Source organism: Streptomyces liliifuscus (assembly GCF_016598615.1).
GTDB lineage: Bacteria > Actinomycetota > Actinomycetes > Streptomycetales > Streptomycetaceae > Streptomyces > Streptomyces liliifuscus.
Genome location: NZ_CP066832.1, coordinates 83324 through 101564 on the forward strand (window position 1 = coordinate 83324; position 18241 = coordinate 101564).

The following is an 18241-nucleotide window of genomic DNA, read 5'->3' on the forward strand; positions in this document are numbered from 1 at the left end:
CGGGAATCGGGAGGAGGGCACGCGCGCATGATGGCGTGCCGGGCTGATCAGGCATCCGGATTTCCGCCGGTCAGCGACCGGCGGAAACAGGGTGTGATCAGGTCCGGCTCACGCACAGCCTGTCGAGATCGGGTCCCTCACGGGAGGCGGGGGACGGCGGCGCCCGCTCCACGCCGACCCGTCCGGCCACCTCGTCCTCGGCCGTCGAGGGAGTGCGCGCGGCAAGCGGCAACGGGACGCTCGCCGGACGGTGCTGGGCTGACGGCTGGCAGTCCATGACCATGTCGTCCATGGGACACGACGGCTCGGCCCTCTCTCCGGCGTCTGCTTGATCCGTCGCGTTCCACGGCATCGTCGACGTCATGGGCATCGCGTCCATGGACCTGGTGTCCATGGGGACGGCCACGGCGGGCTGCGCGAGGGCCGTGGTGCACAGGGCCAGAGCGACCACGGCCAGCAGCCCGGCCCATCGCCGGGCCGAGAGCGGTTGCACGCGCATCCTGGCCATGGCACGGGATGCTAGCCCGCGCTGACGCCCCAGCCTGAGCATTCCGCGATCACAGCGCCGGCTGGTAGCCCGCGACCCAGTACCGCAGCAGCCCGGCGAAGTACGCCCACAGACCGCTGACCTGCAGAATGCCGACGATCACCAGCATCGCGCCGCCGAACCGCATCACCGTACGAGCATTGCGGCGGGCGAACCCGAAGGCGTGCAGGGCGCGGCGGAAGCCGAGGGCGGCGATGAGGAAGGGCAGGCCCAGGCCGACGCTGTAGACGAAGGCGAGCAGGGCGCCGCGTCCGGCGCTGCCGGTGGTGAAGGACAGGCTCATCACGGCGGCGAGGGTGGGGCCGATGCACGGGGTCCAGCCCAGACCGAACATCACCCCCAGCAGCGGGGCCCCGGCCAGCCCGGCCCGCGGGTGATAGCTGACGCGGAAGGTGCGTCCGGCGAGCGGGATGCGCTCGAAGGCGCCCAGGAAGAGCAGGCCGAGCAGGATCGTCAGGGTGCCGAGGATCCGGGTGATGAGGTCCTGGTGGGCGAGCAGCGTGTTGCCGGCATAGCCGAGCGCGGCCCCGTAGCTGGCGAAGAGGACGGAGAAGCCGAGGATGAACAGCGCCGTCCCGGCGACCATCCGGCCCCGGCTCTCCCGGCCCGCCTGGACGTCGGCCGCCGACATGCCGGTGGCGTACGAAAGGTAGCCGGGCACCAGCGGCAGACAGCACGGCGAGAAGAACGACACCGCACCGGCCAGCAGGGCGAGCGGCGCGGCCAGCAGCAACGGCCCGTCGGCGACGAGGTCGGGTATGGCGGCACTCAAGGACAGCCTCCAGAACGGCGCACGAAGGAACGGTGCGCCGCGCTGGACGCCCCCGCGACAATACTCCTAACCTGATTAGGTGAGGCAGAGGGGCCTCCTGTCGCCGCGACCGAGGAGGACGTCATGGCCAAAGCCGCCGTGTCGCACCCGCTGTTCGCCCGGATCTACCCCCGCATCAACGCCTTCGCCGAGGCCCACGGCTCCGTCGAGCACCGCCAGGAGATGCTGGCCGGCATCCACGGGCGGGTGATCGAGATCGGCCCGGGCCTGGGCTCGAACTTCGTGCACTACCCGGCGGAGGTGGAGCAGGTCGTCGCCATCGAGCCGGAGGCGAGGCTGCGCGCGGTCGCCGAGCAGGCCGCCGCGAAGGCCGCCGTGCCGGTGGAGGTGCGGGCGGGCCGCGCCGAGGAGCTGCCGGCGGACGACGACAGCTTCGACGTGGCGGTGTTCTCGCTGGTGCTGTGCACCATCACGGACGTGCCAGCCGCACTCGCCGAGGCCAGGCGGGTCCTCAAGCCGGGCGGGGAACTGCGCTTCTACGAGCACGTACGGTCCGAGCGCCCACGTTTCTTCCGGATGCAGCGGCTGCTGAACCCGCTGTGGGGCCTGCTCGGCGGCGGCTGCCACCTCACCCGCGACACCGAACGGGCCATCCAGGAGGCGGGCTTCACAGCAAAGGAGATCCGCCGCTTCGACTTCCTGATCAACGGCCGGGCCAGCCCCGCCTCCCCGTCGATCATCGGGACCGCCCGGCCGTCCACCTAGGCCGCTTAGGATGTCCGCAGGGCAGGGGTTCGGTCCGAGAGGAGGACGCATGGCGCAGTTCGGTGAGCTGGAGGCCGCGATCATGGACGCGGTGTGGGACGCGGGCAGGCCGCTGCGCGTCCGCGAGGTCCTGGACCGCCTCGACCGGGACCCGGAGCCTGCCTACAACACCGTCCACACCGTCACCGAGATCCTGCATCGCAAGGGCTGGCTGGCCAAGGAGAAGGACGGCCGGGCCTACCGGTACGGCGCCACCAAGAGCCGCGAGGAGTACGTCGCCGGGCTGATGGACGAGGCCCTGTCCGTGGCCGGGGACCGCACCGCGACGCTGGCCCGCTTCGTGCAGCAGATGCAGCCCGGTGAGGCCGAGGAGCTGTACCACCTGCTCGGCCAGGCCAAGGCCCGGGAGGCGTCGGAATGATCGTCGCCGCCGTCCTCTTCACGTACGCCGTCCTGCTGTGCACCCTGGCGCCCCGGCTGCTGCGCGGTGCGGGCTGGGCCGAGCGGGCACCCCGGCTGGGCATCGTGGTCTGGCAGGCGCTCGGCACATCGGCGCTCACCGCCGCCGTCCTGGCCGGGCTCGCCCTGACCGTACCCACCGTGCGGGTCAGCGCCGACCTCGCCGCGATGCTGCAGGCATGCGTCATGGCGCTGACCGCGCAGTACGCCTCGCCAGGCGGAGCCGCCGCCGGGGCGGCCGGAGCCGTCCTGGCCCTCGCCGTGCTGGGAAGAGTGGCCTGGTGCGCGGGCGCGGCCCTCCTGCGCACCCGCCGTGAGCGCCGGGAACACCGCGACGTTCTCGACATGGTCGGCCGCGCCGATCCCGTACGCGGGGTGGTCGTCCTCGACCACGACGAGCCCGCCGCCTACTGCCTGCCCGGCCGCCACCGCCGCACCGTCATCACCACCGGCGCCCTTGACACCCTGGACGACGACCAGCTCACGGCCGTCCTCGCACATGAGCACGCCCACCAGGTTGAGCGACACGACGCCGTACTGGCCTGGGCGCAGACGCTTGCCCGCGCCTTCCCCCGGATCGCCCTGTTCCGTATCGGCGAGGCGGAGATCGCCCGGCTGGTGGAGATGCGCGCCGACGACGTGGCCGCCGGCCGCTCCGGACGGCTGACCGCCGCCGCCGCGCTGCTCGCGGTGGCGGGCGGGCGCACCCCGGCTGTGGCCCTCGCGGCCGGCGGCTCCACGGCAGCCCGCCGGGTACGCCGCCTCATCGAGCCCCACCGGCCCCTGAGCCGCCTGCGCATAGCTGCCGGTTCACTGACCGCTGCCGTGGCGCTCGCCCTGCCGCTGCTGGTAGTCGGCGGCCCTGCGGCGGCCGCGACGCAGCTGAACTACTGCCCGGACGGCACGCCCGCCGCCCAGGTCACCACGATGCGCTGACCAGCACACCAAGCCTCTGCCTGGACACCGCCACCCCGTTGACCTAATCTCCTTAGGAGTTCAGGTTTAAGGCTGAGGAGAGGCGTCGTCCGTATGGGAGAGCTGCTGTTCGGCACCACGCTGCTGGCGTCGTTCCTCGGCGGAGTAGTAGCCCTGCTCGCACCCTGCTGCGTGTCCGTGATGCTGCCCGCCTACCTCGCGACCGGCTTCCGCCGCCGCACCGGGATCCTGGCCGCGACGCTGGTCTTCGCCGCCGGGGTGGCCACCGTGATCGTGCCGATCGGGCTCGGCGCCACCGCCCTCGTCTCACTCATCTCCGGCCACCACCTGCTGGTGTTCTCGATCGGCGGTGCGGCCATGGCGGTCGGCGGGATCGCCCTGCTGGCCGGGTGGAAGCCGCAGCTGCCGATGATCGCGGGCCGGGCCCCGGCCGGGCACGGCTTCGGCTCCGTCTACGGGCTCGGCGTGTTCTCCGGCGCGGCCAGCTCCTGCTGCGCACCGGTCCTCGCCGGAGTCGCCGTTCTCTCCGGTGCCGCCGCCTCCTTCCCCGCCGCGCTCGCCGTCTCCCTGACCTACGTCGCCGGAATGGTCGCCCCGCTGTGCCTGCTCGCCCTGGTCTGGGACCGCCGCGACTGGAGCGCCGGCCGCCTGCTCCAGGGCCGCCAGGTCACCCTGCGCCTCGGCCGGCTGCGGCGGCGGATGCCGCTCGGCAGCGCCGCCTCCGGGATCCTGCTCATCGCGATGGGCGCGCTCACCCTCGTCCAGGCCGTGCGCGGCCCGGACATGGCCTCGGGCGGCTGGCGGGTGCGGGTCGCCGCTGATCTGCAGCACGCCGCGTCCGTGGTCACCAAGGCCCTGGGCTGGCTGCCCGGCTGGGCCCTGGCGGTCATCCTCGTCGCGCTCGCCGCCTTCCTGTTCCGGCAGGCGCGCGCCCACCTGACCGCCCCCGCCCGGCGTTCCCCCGGCGCCACGGCGGGGGCCTCCTCCGCCGACTGCTGCGACCCACCGCAGCCGCCCCTTACGACCGTCCCCACCTCCGCCGGAGAGGACCGCCCCGCATGAGCACCACCAGCAAGAAGAGGCCACCGCTGCGGCGGCCCGACGCCGTGATCGCCGCGCAGCGGGAGGCCAAGCGGCGCCGCCTGACCTGGATCATCAGCTCGGCGGTCGCCGTGATCGCGCTGGTCGTGCTGTACGCGGTCTTCTCCACCTCTCCGGCCAAGAACACCTCCAGCAGCGGGACGTCGTACGACGTCGGCAGCCCCGGCATCGGCAAGACCGCACCCGCGTTCACCCTCGCCGCTTCCACCGGCAAGCAGGTCAGCCTGAGCGATTTCCGGGGCAAGAACGTGCTGCTGTACTTCCAGGAGGGCCTGACCTGCCAGCCCTGCTGGGACCAGATGACGGCCCTGGAGAAGTCCGCCGCCAAGGTCAAGGCCGCCGGAATCGACGACATCGTCTCGATCACCACCGACCCGGCCGACCTGATCACCCGCAAGACCAAGGACATGGGCCTGACCACGCCGGTGCTGTCCGACCCGGGTCTGAAGGTCTCCAAGGAGTACGGGGCCAACCAGTACGGGATGATGGGCACCTCGCGCGACGGGCATAGCTTCCTGCTGGTCGGTCCGGACGGCACCATCCGCTGGCGCGCCGACTACGGCGGCGCCCCCGACTACACGATGTACGTCGCCGTCGACAAACTCCTCGCCGACCTCAAGGCCGGAGTGAAGTCGTGATCGCGCTCACGCTCCTCACCCAAGCGGACTGCGCGTGGTGCGACCGCGCGAAGCAGCTCTTGGCCGAGACCGACGCGGATGTCGAGGTCACCGAGGTGTCGCTGGACACCGACGAGGGCCGTGAACTGGCCGCCCGCCACCGGCTGCTGTTCGCCCCCGGCCTCCTCCACGACGACCGGCTCATCGCGTACGGGCGCCTCTCCCAACGCGCCCTCCGTCGCGAACTGTCCCGCCTCTCCCAGTCCTGAAGGAGCGTCCGCCATGGACAAGCTGCTGTACATACTCCCGGCCCTCGCCTGCCCCGTCGGCATGGGCCTGATGATGTGGTTCATGATGCGCCCCAAGCACGGCGCACAGACCCAGCCCGGCACGGACGCCGACCGCCAGGAACTGCTGCGCCTGCGCAAGGAGATCGATGCCCTGCGCGCCGACCGCGCCCCGCAGGACGACCCGCGCCAGGACCACCCGGCATGACCGGCCTGTGGCTCCCCCTGGCGGCCACCGTCCTCGCCGCCGCCCTGACCTGGTGGTGCTGCATCCGCCCGATGGTCCGCAACCGCTCCTGCCACCACGCGCCCGATCCCGGACTGCAGGAGGAGCTGCGCGCCGCCCGCGAGGAGCTCCAGCGCCTGCGGGGCGAGACCACCCCGCCGACCGACCCGACAGACAGACCGGAGACCCTTAACCGGTGACCGTCCTCGCACCAGCCTTCCGGCGCCCCGCCGCCGCGCTCCTGACCGTGGCTTCGCTCGTCCTGGCCGTCTTGCTGGGCACCGCCGGCGCGGCCTCCGCGCACGCTACGCTGCTGTTCACCAGTCCGGCCGCGGACGCTACGGTCCCCGACTCCCCGTCCTCGCTGGTCCTCGTCTTCGACCAGCCGGTCGTCGTCGGCAGCTCCGCCCTACACCTCACGCCCACAGCCGGACTCGGCAAGCCGACCCGCAGCCAGGGCGGACGGACGGTCACTCTCCCCGTGCAGGGCAAGCTCGCCGAGGGCGTCCACACCGTCAACTGGCAGGTCACCGCCCAGGACGGCGACATCATGACCGGCAGCTACCGCTTCGCCATCGGCCCGCGCTCGGTTGCCCTCACCTCCGGCCAGAGCACCACCGCCAAGGACCCCGTCCCCACCACGATCCTGCGCTGGCTGCTGTTCACCGCCCTGGCCCTGCTCCTCGGCGAGGCCGCACTCAGCCGACTCGCCGCCCGCGTCCCCGACGCTCCGTCGCGACGGCCGCGCTCCTGGGCCCTGCCCGCCGCTCTCGTCGGCTGCGCGGTCGCGCTCGGCCTGACCGTGCTGGTGATCGGTGACGGCTCACTGCGGTCCGCGATCGACACCCGCCCCGGCGTGCTATCGCTGATCGAGGTGGCCGGCTTCGCTCTGGCGGCCGTGGCCGTTGTCGTCCGCCGACGGCGGGCCTGGGCTGTCATTCCGCTGACCGCGGTGGTCGTCGCGGAGGCGCTGCGCGCGCACCCGCAGGCCGAACAGGCCGTCGCCGGACCGCTGCTGACCTTCGTCCATCTCGCAGCCGCCGCCCTGTGGGTGGGCGCGTTGGTACAGGTGTTGCGCACGATGGTGGCCTGGCGGGGCGAGCGCGCTGCCTCCCGCAAGCTGCTGCTCGCGTATGCCCGGCTTGCCGGGTGGCTGTTCGCGGCCGTCGTCACCACCGGTGTCATCGCCGCCCTGCTGCTGGTCCCGCTCGACGGCGTCTTCACCACCGCCTACGGCCAGGTCCTCCTCGTCAAGATCGGCGTGGTCGCCCTCGTCGCCGCCCTCGCCTGGACCGCACGCCGTCGCCTGCACCGTACGACCGGCCGCCTCCCGTACCGCCCGGCCCGCCTCGAAGCCTCCGTGCTGGCCGTGGTCCTCGCCCTGTCCGCCACCCTCACCATCCTGCGCGCGCCCGCGGACACCAACCGTCCGCTGTCCTTCGCACCCCCGACCACCGGCCCCGTCGTGCCCGCCGGCACCCGCGCCGGGGAAATCGGCATCAGCGCCCGCGCCAGCACCGGCCAGCTCATCATCGAACTGACCGCACCCCAGGTCGGCAACCCCGACGACCAGTCGTACGGCCTGACCGCCACCCTCGCCGACCCGCGCGGCACCCGCCGAGCCCTCAAGCTCCGCGGCTGCGGCACCGGCTGCTTCTACACCCCGCTCACCTGGCGCAAGGGCACCAGCCACCTCACCCTGACCGCCTCCGCGGGCGAAGAATGGGCCGGCGGCCGCGCCGGCCTGGCCATCACCTGGCCCTCCCGCCCCGACACGGCGCTGCTGCGCGAGACGGTCGCCGCGATGAAGAAGGCACCCCGCTTCACCCTGCACGAGCTGGTCACCAGCAACACCGCGCGCGGACTGGGCGACCTCAAGCAGCTCCCCATCAGCGGCAAGGAGTTCCTGGCCGCCGAGCCGTACGGCAGCGGCACCGCCCCGGTCACCACCCGGCTGCCCGACGAGAACGGCCACCGCCGTCTCGCCCTGGCCTATCCGGCCGAGCACACGCAGCTGGATCTCACCCTCGACGAGACCGGCCGGATCGTGCACGAGACGCTGACCGCGCCCAACCACCTGGTCACCCGCACCTTCGTCTACCCGGAGCCGGAGGAGGAGGGCCATGAGCACTGACCGCACGAACCGGGCCGAAAGTATGATCACAGGTAGCACCTAGCATCACCGTGATGAGCAGCCGGACGCAGCGCAGGCACCGCGGGGCGTGGTGGACCACGCCGGTCGCGGCGCTCTGCCCTGCCCTGGCCGTGCTGCTCGCGGCGCTCGTGATGTGCCTGGGCTACGCGGCGCACAACGCCAGCGACCAGGCTGCCGCTCCCATGGCCACGATGTCGGCCACGGCGGCCCAGACGACCCCCTCCGCAACACACCACGTCAAAGTGATCGCGCACCAGGCCGACTGCCCGGCCGGCGACGTGTGCTGCGACCCGGTCGCCCACGGCGTACGAGCCGTGCTCGCCGCGCCCACCCAACCGCCACCGGCGATCCTGCCCCCCATGCCGAGCCCGCCGAGGTCGGACACCCCCTCGTGTTCGACCGACCTCCCGCCCACCCGTGGCGCCCCCGATCTCCACGTCCTGCAGGTGCAACGGACCTGACCGGCATGCCCGCGCACGTGCGCGCGCCAGACATCCACCCACGCACCCCTGCACCCACCGCCGCCCGACGACACCGCGCGGCGGGGACAAGGACGTACCCCATGGCCAGGACCAGCAAGAAGCAGGCCGCCGCCGACCGCAAGGCGCGCATCGAGGCGATGCGCCGCGCCGAGAAGGCCCGCGAGCGCAGAAACCGCATCATCACCATCACCCTCAGCACGGCCATAGTCGCCGCACTGGTCGGCTGGGGCGTGTACGCCATCAACAACGCCAACGACAAGCAGGACCAGAAGGCCGCCGCCGCGGCGAAGCCGATCAGCGGCGAGAAGACCTGGGACGCGAAGAAGCTCGGCCGCACCCACGTCCAGACCAAGGTCAGCTACCCGATGAACCCGCCCGTCGGCGGCAACCACGCCCCGCAATGGATGACCTGCAACGGCAACGTCTACACCAAGGCCATCCCGAACGAGAACGCCGTCCACTCCCTCGAACACGGCGCAGTCTGGGTCACCTACAACGACAAGGCCACCGCCGCCGACATCAAGACACTCGCCGGCAAGGTCTCCAAGACCCCGTACACGCTGATGAGCCCGGACAAGACCGAGTCCGGAACCATCATGCTGACCGCCTGGGGCCACCAGCTCAGCGTGAACACGGCCTCCGACCCGCGGGTCGACCAGTTCCTCACCAAGTACGTCCAGGGCCCGCAGACCCCCGAGCCGGGCGCCGCCTGCACCAACGGACTGACCGCCTCATGACCGACACGACCACCCCCACACACGGCGAGACGGACCTCGGCGACGGCCACGAGCGCAAGCCCACCCCGGGCCGGTGGCTGGCGGCCGCCGCGGCGGCGCTGCTCGCCCTCGTCCTGGGCCTGTGGCTCCTGGCCGCGACCAGCAACGAGGACACCAAGTCGGTCAGCGTGCCCACCGCCGCCTCCGCCGATGCCGGCTTCGCCCGCGATATGGCCGTCCACCACCAACAGGCCGTCGAGATGGCCTACATCGTCCGCGACCGCACCACCAACGAGGACGTTCGCCGCCTCGCCTACGACATCGCCCAGACCCAGGCCAACCAACGCGGCATGCTGCTCGGCTGGCTCGACCTGTGGAACCTGCCCGTGACCTCCCCCGACGGCTACATGACCTGGATGCAAGGCGGCCACATGGGCCACCAGATCAAGGACGGCTCCCTCATGCCGGGCATGGCCACCAACACCCAACTCGACCAACTCGGCAAGCTCACAGGCAAACAGGCCGAGATCCTCTACCTCCAGCTGATGTACGACCACCACATGGGCGGCATCGACATGGCCCGCGCCTGCACCCAGCAGTGCACGATCCCCCAGGAGAAGAAGCTGGCCCAGGGCATGGTCGACGCCCAGCAGTCGGAGATGACGGTCATGACAGACCTACTGCGCGCACGCGGGTCAACACCGCGGTGAAGCCTCGGCCGAGGCTCGACCGAGGCACTCCAGATCCCCCATTGTCAGCCGCCACGGCTGTGGTTCACCGCTGGTTCATGGCGATGTAGGTGCCGTGCCAGGTGTGGTACCAGACCTGGCCGGTGCTGGAGTTGACCGACAGCATCCCGCTGATCTTCCCGTCCCGCATGGTGTGCAGCGTGTAGTAGCCGGGGTAGGACTCCGGGTCACCAGCAGTCAGCGTGCTGCCACGAGCACGCAGCCACTGCTGAGCGATGCTCTGGGCCTGAGCGGACGAGATGCGGGCCGGGCTTCGGCTGCCGTAGTGCATGCCATAGACGGTGTTCTACATCATCGCCGGCCCGTACTCGATCTGCACGGCACCGTCAGCAGGGTTGACCAGGACCTCGGTGGCCCCATGGCCGTCGGACGTCTGCAGTTCGGCGTAGAAGTTCCGAGAGAACTGCATGACCTCGCCGACCCGCAACCCAAGCCGATCGGAAAACGCCTTCGCCCGCTGCCGGGCCTGGTCAAGTGACTGCACACGGTCTCCGGTGCCTGGCAACCACCAGTTGCCCATCATCCCGTCGCCCATCATGCCGGGCCCCCACGAGCCCCGGCCGTCGCCCATCATGCAAGAGCCCCAGCCGCCGCTCCATACGTCCGGCCCCCACCCGCTGGTCGGGCCGACCGGAGTCGGAGAGCCGCTGCCCGGTGCAGTGGGAGAAGAGCTGGCAAAGGCGGCGGGGGCACGGTGGGCACTGCCAGAGGTGTTGCCGTTCGCGCCGCACGCACCAATGGCCACAGCGCCTGCCAGGGCAACTGCCGCACCAGCGGCGACACGCGCACGCCTACGGATCATGGTTCTCACCTCCACGGCCCGTCCCCGCCGACGCCCACGGGCCAAGGGCTGGAGCCACTGGCTTATCCGCTTACCAGCCTCCCGCGAGCAAGCGGCCCGGATCCTGGGCCGTTCGGCCCGCACCTGCCATCGAACGGCCCAGAATCTCTGCCCGGCGCGGTCACCGGTGCTCCCGCAGCAGCGTCAGTCGGCGTTTGTACTCATCCTCGTCGATCTCCCCACGGGCGAACCGCTCGGCGAGCACATCCTCTGCCCGCCTGCTTCCCCACCCGGCTTCACCTGTGCCAGGGGATGGACCGGCCTGGTGGGGGCGATGGCCGCCCGTGAGATAGCGGACAAGCACGAGGACACCGGCGATCACCAGCACCCAGAACAGCACCATGAAGATCACCATGGCGAACCAGCCGCCCCAGCCCCAGCCGTCGTACCACATCATGCCGATCACCTTCTTCGGCCGGCGGGCGAACGTACCCCACCTCCAGAATGCTCCACCGCAAGCCGCAAAACCTTGCCCGCCGCCCATCCACAGGGCGCGGTCGCGTATCCGGGGGTGTTCGATCCACGCCCGCCGACGGCTCGCCCACAGGTGCCGCTTTGGGCCCGCGCTGAGCTGGCGCCTACGGCGATGTGGTCAGCAGCAGCCGCATTCCTCGCCAGGCCAGGTTTCTCCCCACGGGTTTCAATGCCCTCCCGCACCGCGCTCTGCCGCAAACTCGCCTGGACCACCGCCATCGGTGAACTCCGCCTATCAAAAGCAAGGGAAGATCCCGGGAGCAGTTCTATCGTCGAATAGGCACCACGACGGCCTGTAGTTCAACCTCGGAGCTGGCGGGCAGGGAACTGTTGCACAGCCTCAATCAGCGCGTCAGAGAGCGCCCCCTGCCGACGCCCGAACACCCAGCGTCCAGCCAACTCTCAGCCAACCCGCCGAGCTGAACACAAGGACTTGACAGGGAACTGTGCAGTTGCCGGCATTGCCAGAAGCTGAGCGGCGGGCCGGTGATGTCGTGGGTCTGTTTCCCTCTGGCGGGTCTGGTCTGGATCGGCCGGGAGCCGGTCTGGTTCTACACGTACCCACAGAAGACGCGGCGCGGTCGCTGCCCCGACTGCGGGGGCCAGTTGTGCGCCCTGGACGACGGCGCCACGAGCATCGCGTTCAACTTCAGCGCCCTGGACGACTCCTCGGACCTCGTCCCGGCGTTCCAGAGCTACGCCCACGACGCGGTGTCGTGGCTCAGGCCGGTCCCCGACACCCGGCCGACGGCCGCCGCGGGCAGCTGACCGCCGACCGGCGGCTGCCCGGGTTCAAGCCGGCCCGTTGGCCGGACAACCCAACGCCTCGACCTCGCTGGGGCGAGAATGGCGGCCATGTCACTCTCCCTGGCCCGCTGCGTGGAAGCGGTTGCCCGCCTGCTGGATAGCTGTGCCCCGTTGGAGCCGGTCCGGCTGTGCATGAGCGACCGGGACGTGCAGGCGGAGGTGTGCGCGAGCGGGCCGGCCGCCTCGGCGAGTATGGCGCGCCTGTCAGCGGCGACGGGCGGCGAGGTGGCTGGCCGGGCGGTCGACCAGGACGACGGTGTGATCACGGCGGACCTGGAAGACGAAGTGGCCCTGGTCGCCGCCGTGGACACGCCGGTGCGCGGGACCGCGCCCAGACACCGCGCAACGTCTACGTCGGCGGCGGCTGCCCTGCTGCGGACGCTGGCCCCGTGGACGGCCGCACTGGACCAACAGCTGCTGTCGGGGGCCCAGTTGTGGGTGGACGACGACGGCCAGGGCTTCACCGTCCGGCTGCTGGCGACAGCCGCACGCGGTGACGACGTGGAGAGTGTCGCCGCTGCCGCCGGCGCAGGGCTGGAGCAGGTCCGGACATGGCGCACCGACAGCGGTCTGGATGGGCGGGGAAGCCTCCCGTGCGGCCGGACCGTGCACATCGGCATCGTCCGTCTCTCTTGACCATCGCCGACACGCTCGCCGGATCGCGCGCTCCTCGGCGTTAGGCGAGATCAACGTGCTCCTGGTGCATCTCCGCAACCCGCACGGCGTCGAAATGGCTGATGCCTCGGAAGTACTCCTTCTTGACCGCCACGCCGATTCTCAGGATCTCCGTCACGGCCGTCAGATGATCCTTGACGCCTGTCTCCCATCCCTCAGCCGTGGCGCACGGGCGCGAGATCCACGCCTGGAACAGGAGCGCCTGAGTCACCTGCGCGTCGCTTTCATGGCGTGAGATGCGATCCACGACCTCGCGGGTGTTGGCAGGCGTGTTCTCCGCCCTGCCGACCTTGATGTAGGACAGCTTCTCGATCATGGACCGGAACTCCAGGACGTAGAGCCGGTCGCCGACAGCATCGAGCGGCCCTCCTGCTTCTTCCAGGTCCTCCCACGCCATGTGCCGTACGGCGGCGCAGATCTCCTTGGGGGGCGTGCGCCCCGTGTCGAAGTAGTCGAGCAGTCGCACCCTGGCGCCGGGAAGCAGCTGCCGATTCTTGAAGTTCTTGGTCCTGCGCGACCTGGGCAGGGCCTCTCCCTCCCACAAGGGCGCGTCAGTGAGGTGAATGAAGTCGTCGCCGAAGTACTGCTCTTCCTGGAAGTCCTCTTCACGCATGCCTCTGATGGTGGCCCAGGAGGGGAACCGCGTTCTCCGGAATGGCTGAGGCTGAGCCGATGGCTGGCGTGTTGGCGGCGCCGGCGCTCCCGAAGGGCCGACGCGCGCGAGATGAAGGTCAGGGTGTCCGTGCGCTTTTGCTCGGACTCCGAGCCGTTGGGTCCCGCCTACGGCAGCGCGTTGGCCCCGTGGCGCTGCGTCTCCTGAAGGGTTGGGCTGCGAGGGCCCACACCACCCCGAGCTGTTGCCTATTTGCGTTTCAATGTGTAGTCTTATTCGTGTTGAGGGTGACGTTCCCCTCCACCCCGCCCCCCTCTCGGAGCCGCCCTGCCGCTCCCCCATGCCCCCTTACGGAGATCTCCCATGTCCGACGCCGAAGCGGTCCGATCCGTCATAGCCCGTCTCCTCGCCCATGCCGACGAGCCCGAGACCCAGCGCATCCAGGAACTCGCCCGCCAGGCCGGCTACCTGTGGCGCTGCGGCAACCCGGCCTGCCCCGCCTACAACTACCGGGGGCAGCGCTACTGCGAGGGCTGCGGATGGGGCAGCAAGGGCAAGCCGGTCGGCGACCTCCACCCGTGCATGTACACCGAGCGCCGGTGGGCTGCGCTGCGCCGCGCGCTGCTCCGGCACTACGGCCCCGACGCCCCGATGCCCGACGCCGTGGTCTTCGACTACTGGGGCGGACCCGGCTGGCGCGGCGCCGAGGTCACCGAGATGTACGGCGGCAGGACCGAAGAGGTCACCGGCGGGTTCCGTGACCGGGACCGCTTCGCGGACATCGCCGCCGCCCTCGACTCCCTCACCAGGTGGTCCAAGCCGGGCTACGGCGAACACATCCGCGTCGTCCTGGCCTCCTGAACCTCACCGTCCCCAGGGCCCGGTGAGCCACCGCCGGGTCCCGGCCAGCCACGAAGGCGAGCCACGCCATGTCCACTCTGCTGATCGGCCGCTGGTCCACGGACAACGCCACCCTCAGCATCACCGCGTCCCACCAGTTCGACGACGAGGACCAGGCCGCCGTCGACGCCCTCACCCGGCCCGCGTTCGCCAACGGCGCGAACTGGGCGTGCACGTTCCCCGTCGACACCCACCGCCACGCCGTGCAACGCGCGTACGAGGAGTTCGCCCGCGACGACGACGCCTGGCTCGACGACACCGTCGAACACGTCGAGCCGGTCACCCCCTGACCTCACCCACAGCTGCGCCCGGCCACGCGCCGGGCGCCCGCTCGCCCGTGTCCCGCACCCCTACCCGAAGGGCTCCCCCATGCTCGGCAACACCGAATTCGAGTGGGTCTCCGCCGACGCCACACCGGTCCTGCTCTACCCCGGCTTCAGCTCCGACGACGCACTCGTCGAGCCCGGCGAGATCGTCGCCGCCGTCTACGACAGCAGCGACGGCATCGCCCTCTACGGCAACCGCGACAAGGTGCTCGGCCTCCTCCTCCAGCTCGCCGAAGCCGTCCGCAACGCCCCGCCCGTCCCCACCACGGAGGCGTGCATCGCAGCCACGACCGACCCCACCGCCTGGAACCCGGGCCCCCTCACCTCCCCGCTGGCTCCGGTGAGCAAGGGCTGGACCCTGTGCGGCGCCGAGTCCCACCAGCCCATCGCGGCCGATCCCCGTCTGGCGACCTGTTCCGACTGCGTCGACGCCTTCAACGAGCGCGGGCCGCAAACCCCCCTCCGCCTCGTCCACTTCCTCCCCGCCAAGCCCTGACACGACCCCACGCCGCCCTCCTCCGGTGCCGGGCCCGCAGGGCCCGGCACCCCTACCCAAGGCCCCTCATGAACCCCACCGACGCAGCCGGCCCCCTCTTCGAAGCCCTCCTCGCCGAAGCCCAGCAGTGGGCGTGCGACGACACCGAGGACCAGGAGCAGCTCGACGCGATTGACCACGCCGACACCCCGCGCGACAAGCTCGCGCTGCTGCAGAACTCCAGCCTCGTCCCTTCCCACCTGGCCTCGGCCATCGCCGAGGCTCTCGTCGCACTCGATCCCGCCACCTACTCCCCCGACTCCGCGCCGACAACATCCGGAACCTCCATGGCCGACCCCGAACTCCACCGCATCCGCGACGCGTCGATCACCGTGGTCGACGCCTCTCCCGAGGACAACACCCCCAGCGACGTCTACGAGATCCAGGTCCACGGCGTCAGCGTCCTCATCCGCCGCCGAGCCCAGTGGGGCCCCGCCTCCGACGTCCCCTACGTCCACATCGAGGACCAGAACGAAGGGCCCAGTCTGCTGCTCGTCGAGGTGAACAACGGCGGCGAGCACGAACACCCCCGCCCCTCGGCCGACGGAGCAGCGACATGAACCCCAACCACGCCTACGCCACCGCCCGCCAGCTGATCGACCCCGACGCCAACTACGCCGTCCACATCCGCACCGACAACGGTTGGACAAAGCCCACCGACCCCAACCACCGGGAACTCCCCGGCCTGGACGTCCTCATGGCCGCCCGCAGGGTCCTGCGCGCCCAACCCGTCGGCCACGTCCAGAGCACCAGCCCCGACACCCTGGACATCCGAACCGGCAACGGCCGGCTCTGGCTGCGCTTCACCACAGCATCATCGAGTAGGGGCCAGGCCCCCGGCGATCCAGCCCCGGGTGACCGCTTCGGCTGACCAGAGGTTGTCCGTCTGGCCCACCTCACCAAGCCCACTCGGGCCGTGTAGGCACCTGGGCCCGCCGCGTGCGGCGGAGCCGTTCAGCGCTCCGAGGCGTTCTGGCTGTAGGCGTTTAGGGGCCCTACTGCCACCGGCCAGAGCCTGGTCGCCGCCAGACGTAGTGTTGCTGCCGTGTGGCTCCCCCCGCTGTCCACTGCGCGCGCTACACGGCCACTGGCTCCTCGGGCTCTCCACCTCCTTGAATTCTCCATTGGGATGTCCACAAGCAGTGGCCTCGAATAGCCTCATTACGACGGGCTTATGACATCGACCGAAGATGGTTGGTCGTCGGGAATGGTCTCAAGCAGCTTGTTTGGGACGGAGTTGCAACGTCAGGTCCCTTTGGACTCCAAGAAACTGGTACGCCGACGCTGCACCTATTCATTGATGTACCAAGAAGGCGCGCACTCGCCTCGGCTCTGATTCAGTGAAAACTTCGTTCCAGTCGGCATGGACTTGCAATCCGTCCTGCGCACCTACTACTGGTCATTTGCTTGCCGCCACCAACACATATATTGGTACTGCGCCCACACTTTGCGCTCGCCGTTTGTGGCCTGCACATGCTCATTGCTCCTCCACAGTTCGCGCACTGACTGCTAGGGCTGAGCCAATTTACTCATTTCCGTAGGCATGCTTGTAGGCATGCTTGTAGGTACGTAGGCATCTCTGTAGGTATCTCTGTAGGGATCTTCGCATCTCTGTAGGTTTCGATCGATGCAGCCAGGTCGCTCACCTCTCCACCTAACACGCACTTCTATCGACACACGCTGCTTCTACATCGGCAGTTGCCCACTAGCACCCCGCGCACATGCGACGACGTCGCTGCCTGCGCGTTGATCCGCACGCTTCATGCTGCGAACGCATACTTCTCGAACATTACGCACCTTGGCACGTCCGACCCCGCCACTCTGCCTGTACGCGCACCACATCCCTTCGCGCTATCTAGATGCATGGCCTCTTGTCGCCGCCTGCACAAGTCCCAGCCTTGGCGGCAGCCCCTCAAGCTCCGCAGCCTTGGCACTGGCGTGGACTCGGCGCACCGCAAGGCTCACGACACGCCCCGCGCTACGCCACAACACCAACACTCGTCGCATCTTCCTGTTATGGTCGCCCGTGTCGCGTCGTGACACGGACTGCAGACATCCAGTGCACGAAGCACGCCCCCAATGTCCGTAATAACCAGCAGAGCGCACTCGTGATGCAGCAAATGGCCAGTAATGCCACTCAGATACACCTCAAGCGCGTGACACGACGCGACAGTCACCTCGCCGTCTCCCGCAGCCACCCTCTCTCCCAACTCCGGAGGCCCTCGCGATGACCACAGCCCATCCGAGCGACATCGACGTCGCCGACGAGGCATCGCTCCCGGCGCCGGTGGTGCTTGCCATCGCCACTCAGAAGGGCGGCGTGGGCAAGACGACCACCACCGTGAACTTGGGCGCACGCCTCTCCATGGCCGGCTACAACGTCCTAATTGTTGATCTTGAGCCCCAGGCGCAAGCTGGAACCGCGCTCGGCATCACGCTCGGCGGCCATGAGGATGAGGCTGCGAACGAAGCGGAGCTCCAGCGGTCTCTCGGCTACATCCTGCAGATGGCTCTCCAGAAGTTCCCGCGTCCGCATCTCAAGCAGGCGATGTTCGACCGCACCGACGAGGTACTGGGGGACTTCGAAGGTCACGGTCAGCTTTGCGTCCTTGCCTCGGAAGAGGCATCCATGTCAGCGGCGCAGAACGCCTTCGTGACGAAGCCCTACAAGGAGATCGTCACCCTTCGACACCTCTTGCTCCAGGAGGCACGGGGCTTCCACTTCGTCCTCATCGACACACCGCCGGCCGTATCCCACCTCAACGCAGTGGCGCTGGCGGCCGCTGACTTCGTGGTAACCGTCTGCATCCCGGAGTACCAGTCCATCAAGGGTGCCCTGGTTCTGAGCGCGGCCACGCACGCGATCGCAACGAACACCCAGGGAGTCTGCGAGCCACAGCTTCTCGGCGCTCTACTCAATCGCTCCAACCCCGAGTCTGCGTGGACGGCTCAGGACGTGGACATCCGGAACGCGATGATTGGTGACGGCATCAACGCCGAGCCAGGGCGGGGCCTCTTTCCGTTCGTTACGGATGTGCGACGCGACGTCCGCATCTCGGAGTCCTACATCCACGGCCGGCCCGCCGTAACGCGGTTCCCGAATCACTCGTGTGGCAAGCAGTACACGGGCGTCGTGGAGGAGATCCTGGACCGCATCCAACTGCCGCGCCAGAAGTGGACCATCGCCGATCCGGTCCTTGTCGAGGAGAACGTCGATGCCTGAGGAAGAGCCCTCCGGAGCGGAGCGCAAGCAACCCA

26 protein-coding genes are annotated in these 18241 nt (G+C 69.8%); 20 read left to right on the plus strand and 6 right to left on the minus strand.

Annotated elements, in window-relative coordinates:
* Positions 1–97 precede the first annotated feature (97 nt).
* The gene (locus tag JEQ17_RS48485; RefSeq protein WP_200402190.1) at positions 98–508 is read right to left on the minus strand and encodes a hypothetical protein; all 411 of its coding nucleotides are present in this window, start codon (positions 506–508) and stop codon (positions 98–100) included.
* A gap of 49 nt (positions 509–557) precedes the next feature.
* Positions 558–1325: a cytochrome c biogenesis CcdA family protein gene (locus JEQ17_RS48490; RefSeq protein ID WP_200402327.1), complete on the minus strand. Its 768-nt coding sequence runs from the start codon at positions 1323–1325 to the stop codon at positions 558–560.
* Between the two features lie 117 nt (positions 1326–1442).
* Between JEQ17_RS48490 and JEQ17_RS48495 the strand changes: the two genes are divergently transcribed.
* The 12 genes from JEQ17_RS48495 (at position 1443) to JEQ17_RS48550 (ending at position 9773) form a co-directional block, all read left to right on the plus strand.
* On the plus strand, positions 1443–2084 hold the full coding sequence (locus JEQ17_RS48495; protein WP_200402191.1) for a class I SAM-dependent methyltransferase: 642 nt from the start codon (positions 1443–1445) through the stop codon (positions 2082–2084).
* A 49-nt stretch (positions 2085–2133) separates the two neighbouring features.
* Positions 2134–2505, plus strand: a complete 372-nt coding sequence (locus tag JEQ17_RS48500; protein ID WP_200402192.1) for a BlaI/MecI/CopY family transcriptional regulator — start codon at positions 2134–2136, stop codon at positions 2503–2505.
* Positions 2502–3479 carry a M56 family metallopeptidase gene (locus tag JEQ17_RS48505; RefSeq protein ID WP_200402193.1) on the plus strand — a complete coding sequence of 326 codons (978 nt, stop codon included), beginning with the start codon at positions 2502–2504 and terminating at the stop codon, positions 3477–3479. Before JEQ17_RS48500 ends, JEQ17_RS48505 begins: the two co-directional genes overlap by 4 nt.
* Before the next feature lie 93 nt (positions 3480–3572).
* Complete coding sequence (locus JEQ17_RS48510; RefSeq protein ID WP_200402194.1) at positions 3573–4541, plus strand: cytochrome c biogenesis CcdA family protein; 969 nt, start codon at positions 3573–3575, stop codon at positions 4539–4541.
* Positions 4538–5218, plus strand: a complete 681-nt coding sequence (locus tag JEQ17_RS48515) for a peroxiredoxin family protein (protein WP_200402195.1) — start codon at positions 4538–4540, stop codon at positions 5216–5218. Before JEQ17_RS48510 ends, JEQ17_RS48515 begins: the two co-directional genes overlap by 4 nt.
* Positions 5215–5466, plus strand: a complete 252-nt coding sequence (locus tag JEQ17_RS48520) for a glutaredoxin family protein (RefSeq protein ID WP_200402196.1) — start codon at positions 5215–5217, stop codon at positions 5464–5466. The genes JEQ17_RS48515 and JEQ17_RS48520 overlap by 4 nt, the downstream gene beginning before the upstream one ends.
* 13 nt (positions 5467–5479) lie before the next feature.
* The gene (locus tag JEQ17_RS48525; protein WP_200402197.1) at positions 5480–5692 is read left to right on the plus strand and encodes a hypothetical protein; all 213 of its coding nucleotides are present in this window, start codon (positions 5480–5482) and stop codon (positions 5690–5692) included.
* A complete protein-coding gene (locus JEQ17_RS48530) occupies positions 5689–5910 on the plus strand; it encodes a hypothetical protein (protein ID WP_200402198.1) in 222 nt (73 codons plus the stop codon). The genes JEQ17_RS48525 and JEQ17_RS48530 overlap by 4 nt, the downstream gene beginning before the upstream one ends.
* Entirely contained in the window at positions 5907–7844 is a 1938-nt protein-coding gene (locus JEQ17_RS48535; RefSeq protein WP_234048879.1) for a copper resistance CopC/CopD family protein, read from the plus strand. The genes JEQ17_RS48530 and JEQ17_RS48535 overlap by 4 nt, the downstream gene beginning before the upstream one ends.
* A gap of 53 nt (positions 7845–7897) precedes the next feature.
* On the plus strand, positions 7898–8326 hold the full coding sequence (locus tag JEQ17_RS48540; RefSeq protein ID WP_200402199.1) for a hypothetical protein: 429 nt from the start codon (positions 7898–7900) through the stop codon (positions 8324–8326).
* A gap of 101 nt (positions 8327–8427) precedes the next feature.
* Positions 8428–9084 (plus strand): DUF3105 domain-containing protein, encoded by a 657-nt coding sequence (locus tag JEQ17_RS48545; RefSeq protein ID WP_200402200.1) that lies wholly within the window; start codon positions 8428–8430, stop codon positions 9082–9084.
* A complete protein-coding gene (locus JEQ17_RS48550) occupies positions 9081–9773 on the plus strand; it encodes a DUF305 domain-containing protein (protein WP_200402201.1) in 693 nt (230 codons plus the stop codon). Before JEQ17_RS48545 ends, JEQ17_RS48550 begins: the two co-directional genes overlap by 4 nt.
* 64 nt (positions 9774–9837) lie before the next feature.
* Here JEQ17_RS48550 and JEQ17_RS50390 read toward each other — a convergent pair whose 3' ends face one another.
* The 3 genes from JEQ17_RS50390 to JEQ17_RS48560 form a co-directional block, all read right to left on the minus strand.
* On the minus strand, positions 9838–10083 hold the full coding sequence (locus tag JEQ17_RS50390; protein WP_234048880.1) for a hypothetical protein: 246 nt from the start codon (positions 10081–10083) through the stop codon (positions 9838–9840).
* A gap of 15 nt (positions 10084–10098) precedes the next feature.
* Complete coding sequence (locus tag JEQ17_RS50395) at positions 10099–10386, minus strand: hypothetical protein (RefSeq protein WP_234048881.1); 288 nt, start codon at positions 10384–10386, stop codon at positions 10099–10101.
* A 388-nt stretch (positions 10387–10774) separates the two neighbouring features.
* Entirely contained in the window at positions 10775–11050 is a 276-nt protein-coding gene (locus JEQ17_RS48560; protein ID WP_234048882.1) for an SHOCT domain-containing protein, read from the minus strand.
* Positions 11051–11571: 521 nt separating this feature from the next.
* Here JEQ17_RS48560 and JEQ17_RS48565 point away from each other — a divergent pair.
* Both JEQ17_RS48565 and JEQ17_RS48570 read left to right on the plus strand, forming a co-directional pair.
* Positions 11572–11895, plus strand: coding sequence for a GFA family protein (locus JEQ17_RS48565; RefSeq protein ID WP_267924851.1), 324 nt, complete (start codon positions 11572–11574; stop codon positions 11893–11895).
* Positions 11896–11982: 87 nt separating this feature from the next.
* A complete protein-coding gene (locus tag JEQ17_RS48570) occupies positions 11983–12570 on the plus strand; it encodes a hypothetical protein (protein ID WP_200402203.1) in 588 nt (195 codons plus the stop codon).
* Positions 12571–12610: 40 nt separating this feature from the next.
* On the opposite strand, the gene JEQ17_RS48575 is transcribed toward JEQ17_RS48570, so the two are convergent.
* Positions 12611–13222 (minus strand): hypothetical protein, encoded by a 612-nt coding sequence (locus JEQ17_RS48575; protein WP_200402204.1) that lies wholly within the window; start codon positions 13220–13222, stop codon positions 12611–12613.
* A 363-nt stretch (positions 13223–13585) separates the two neighbouring features.
* On the opposite strand from JEQ17_RS48575, the gene JEQ17_RS48580 reads away from it, so the two are divergent.
* The 6 genes from JEQ17_RS48580 to JEQ17_RS48605 all read left to right on the plus strand — a co-directional run bounded on the left by JEQ17_RS48580 (position 13586) and on the right by JEQ17_RS48605 (position 18206).
* Positions 13586–14083, plus strand: a complete 498-nt coding sequence (locus tag JEQ17_RS48580; protein ID WP_200402205.1) for a hypothetical protein — start codon at positions 13586–13588, stop codon at positions 14081–14083.
* Positions 14084–14151: 68 nt separating this feature from the next.
* On the plus strand, positions 14152–14412 hold the full coding sequence (locus tag JEQ17_RS48585) for a hypothetical protein (RefSeq protein WP_200402206.1): 261 nt from the start codon (positions 14152–14154) through the stop codon (positions 14410–14412).
* 79 nt (positions 14413–14491) lie between these two features.
* A complete protein-coding gene (locus tag JEQ17_RS48590) occupies positions 14492–14944 on the plus strand; it encodes a hypothetical protein (protein WP_200402207.1) in 453 nt (150 codons plus the stop codon).
* 68 nt (positions 14945–15012) lie between these two features.
* Positions 15013–15543: a hypothetical protein gene (locus JEQ17_RS48595; RefSeq protein ID WP_200402208.1), complete on the plus strand. Its 531-nt coding sequence runs from the start codon at positions 15013–15015 to the stop codon at positions 15541–15543.
* Entirely contained in the window at positions 15540–15854 is a 315-nt protein-coding gene (locus tag JEQ17_RS48600; protein WP_200402209.1) for a hypothetical protein, read from the plus strand. Before JEQ17_RS48595 ends, JEQ17_RS48600 begins: the two co-directional genes overlap by 4 nt.
* 1356 nt (positions 15855–17210) lie before the next feature.
* The gene (locus tag JEQ17_RS48605) at positions 17211–18206 is read left to right on the plus strand and encodes a ParA family protein (protein ID WP_200402210.1); all 996 of its coding nucleotides are present in this window, start codon (positions 17211–17213) and stop codon (positions 18204–18206) included.
* Positions 18207–18241: the final 35 nt, after the last annotated feature.

Coding starts and splice junctions, on each gene's coding strand:
- JEQ17_RS48485 (WP_200402190.1), bottom strand. CDS start 508: ATGGCCAGGATGCGCGTGCAACCGCTCTCGGCCCGGCGATGGGCCGGG.
- JEQ17_RS48495 (WP_200402191.1), top strand. CDS start 1,443: ATGGCCAAAGCCGCCGTGTCGCACCCGCTGTTCGCCCGGATCTACCCC.
- JEQ17_RS48500 (WP_200402192.1), top strand. CDS start 2,134: ATGGCGCAGTTCGGTGAGCTGGAGGCCGCGATCATGGACGCGGTGTGG.
- JEQ17_RS48505 (WP_200402193.1), top strand. CDS start 2,502: ATGATCGTCGCCGCCGTCCTCTTCACGTACGCCGTCCTGCTGTGCACC.
- JEQ17_RS48510 (WP_200402194.1), top strand. CDS start 3,573: ATGGGAGAGCTGCTGTTCGGCACCACGCTGCTGGCGTCGTTCCTCGGC.
- JEQ17_RS48515 (WP_200402195.1), top strand. CDS start 4,538: ATGAGCACCACCAGCAAGAAGAGGCCACCGCTGCGGCGGCCCGACGCC.
- JEQ17_RS48525 (WP_200402197.1), top strand. CDS start 5,480: ATGGACAAGCTGCTGTACATACTCCCGGCCCTCGCCTGCCCCGTCGGC.
- JEQ17_RS48530 (WP_200402198.1), top strand. CDS start 5,689: ATGACCGGCCTGTGGCTCCCCCTGGCGGCCACCGTCCTCGCCGCCGCC.
- JEQ17_RS48540 (WP_200402199.1), top strand. CDS start 7,898: ATGAGCAGCCGGACGCAGCGCAGGCACCGCGGGGCGTGGTGGACCACG.
- JEQ17_RS48545 (WP_200402200.1), top strand. CDS start 8,428: ATGGCCAGGACCAGCAAGAAGCAGGCCGCCGCCGACCGCAAGGCGCGC.
- JEQ17_RS48550 (WP_200402201.1), top strand. CDS start 9,081: ATGACCGACACGACCACCCCCACACACGGCGAGACGGACCTCGGCGAC.
- JEQ17_RS50390 (WP_234048880.1), bottom strand. CDS start 10,083: ATGCACTACGGCAGCCGAAGCCCGGCCCGCATCTCGTCCGCTCAGGCC.
- JEQ17_RS50395 (WP_234048881.1), bottom strand. CDS start 10,386: ATGATGGGCGACGGCCGGGGCTCGTGGGGGCCCGGCATGATGGGCGAC.
- JEQ17_RS48560 (WP_234048882.1), bottom strand. CDS start 11,050: ATGATGTGGTACGACGGCTGGGGCTGGGGCGGCTGGTTCGCCATGGTG.
- JEQ17_RS48570 (WP_200402203.1), top strand. CDS start 11,983: ATGTCACTCTCCCTGGCCCGCTGCGTGGAAGCGGTTGCCCGCCTGCTG.
- JEQ17_RS48575 (WP_200402204.1), bottom strand. CDS start 13,222: ATGCGTGAAGAGGACTTCCAGGAAGAGCAGTACTTCGGCGACGACTTC.
- JEQ17_RS48580 (WP_200402205.1), top strand. CDS start 13,586: ATGTCCGACGCCGAAGCGGTCCGATCCGTCATAGCCCGTCTCCTCGCC.
- JEQ17_RS48585 (WP_200402206.1), top strand. CDS start 14,152: ATGTCCACTCTGCTGATCGGCCGCTGGTCCACGGACAACGCCACCCTC.
- JEQ17_RS48590 (WP_200402207.1), top strand. CDS start 14,492: ATGCTCGGCAACACCGAATTCGAGTGGGTCTCCGCCGACGCCACACCG.
- JEQ17_RS48595 (WP_200402208.1), top strand. CDS start 15,013: ATGAACCCCACCGACGCAGCCGGCCCCCTCTTCGAAGCCCTCCTCGCC.
- JEQ17_RS48600 (WP_200402209.1), top strand. CDS start 15,540: ATGAACCCCAACCACGCCTACGCCACCGCCCGCCAGCTGATCGACCCC.
- JEQ17_RS48605 (WP_200402210.1), top strand. CDS start 17,211: ATGACCACAGCCCATCCGAGCGACATCGACGTCGCCGACGAGGCATCG.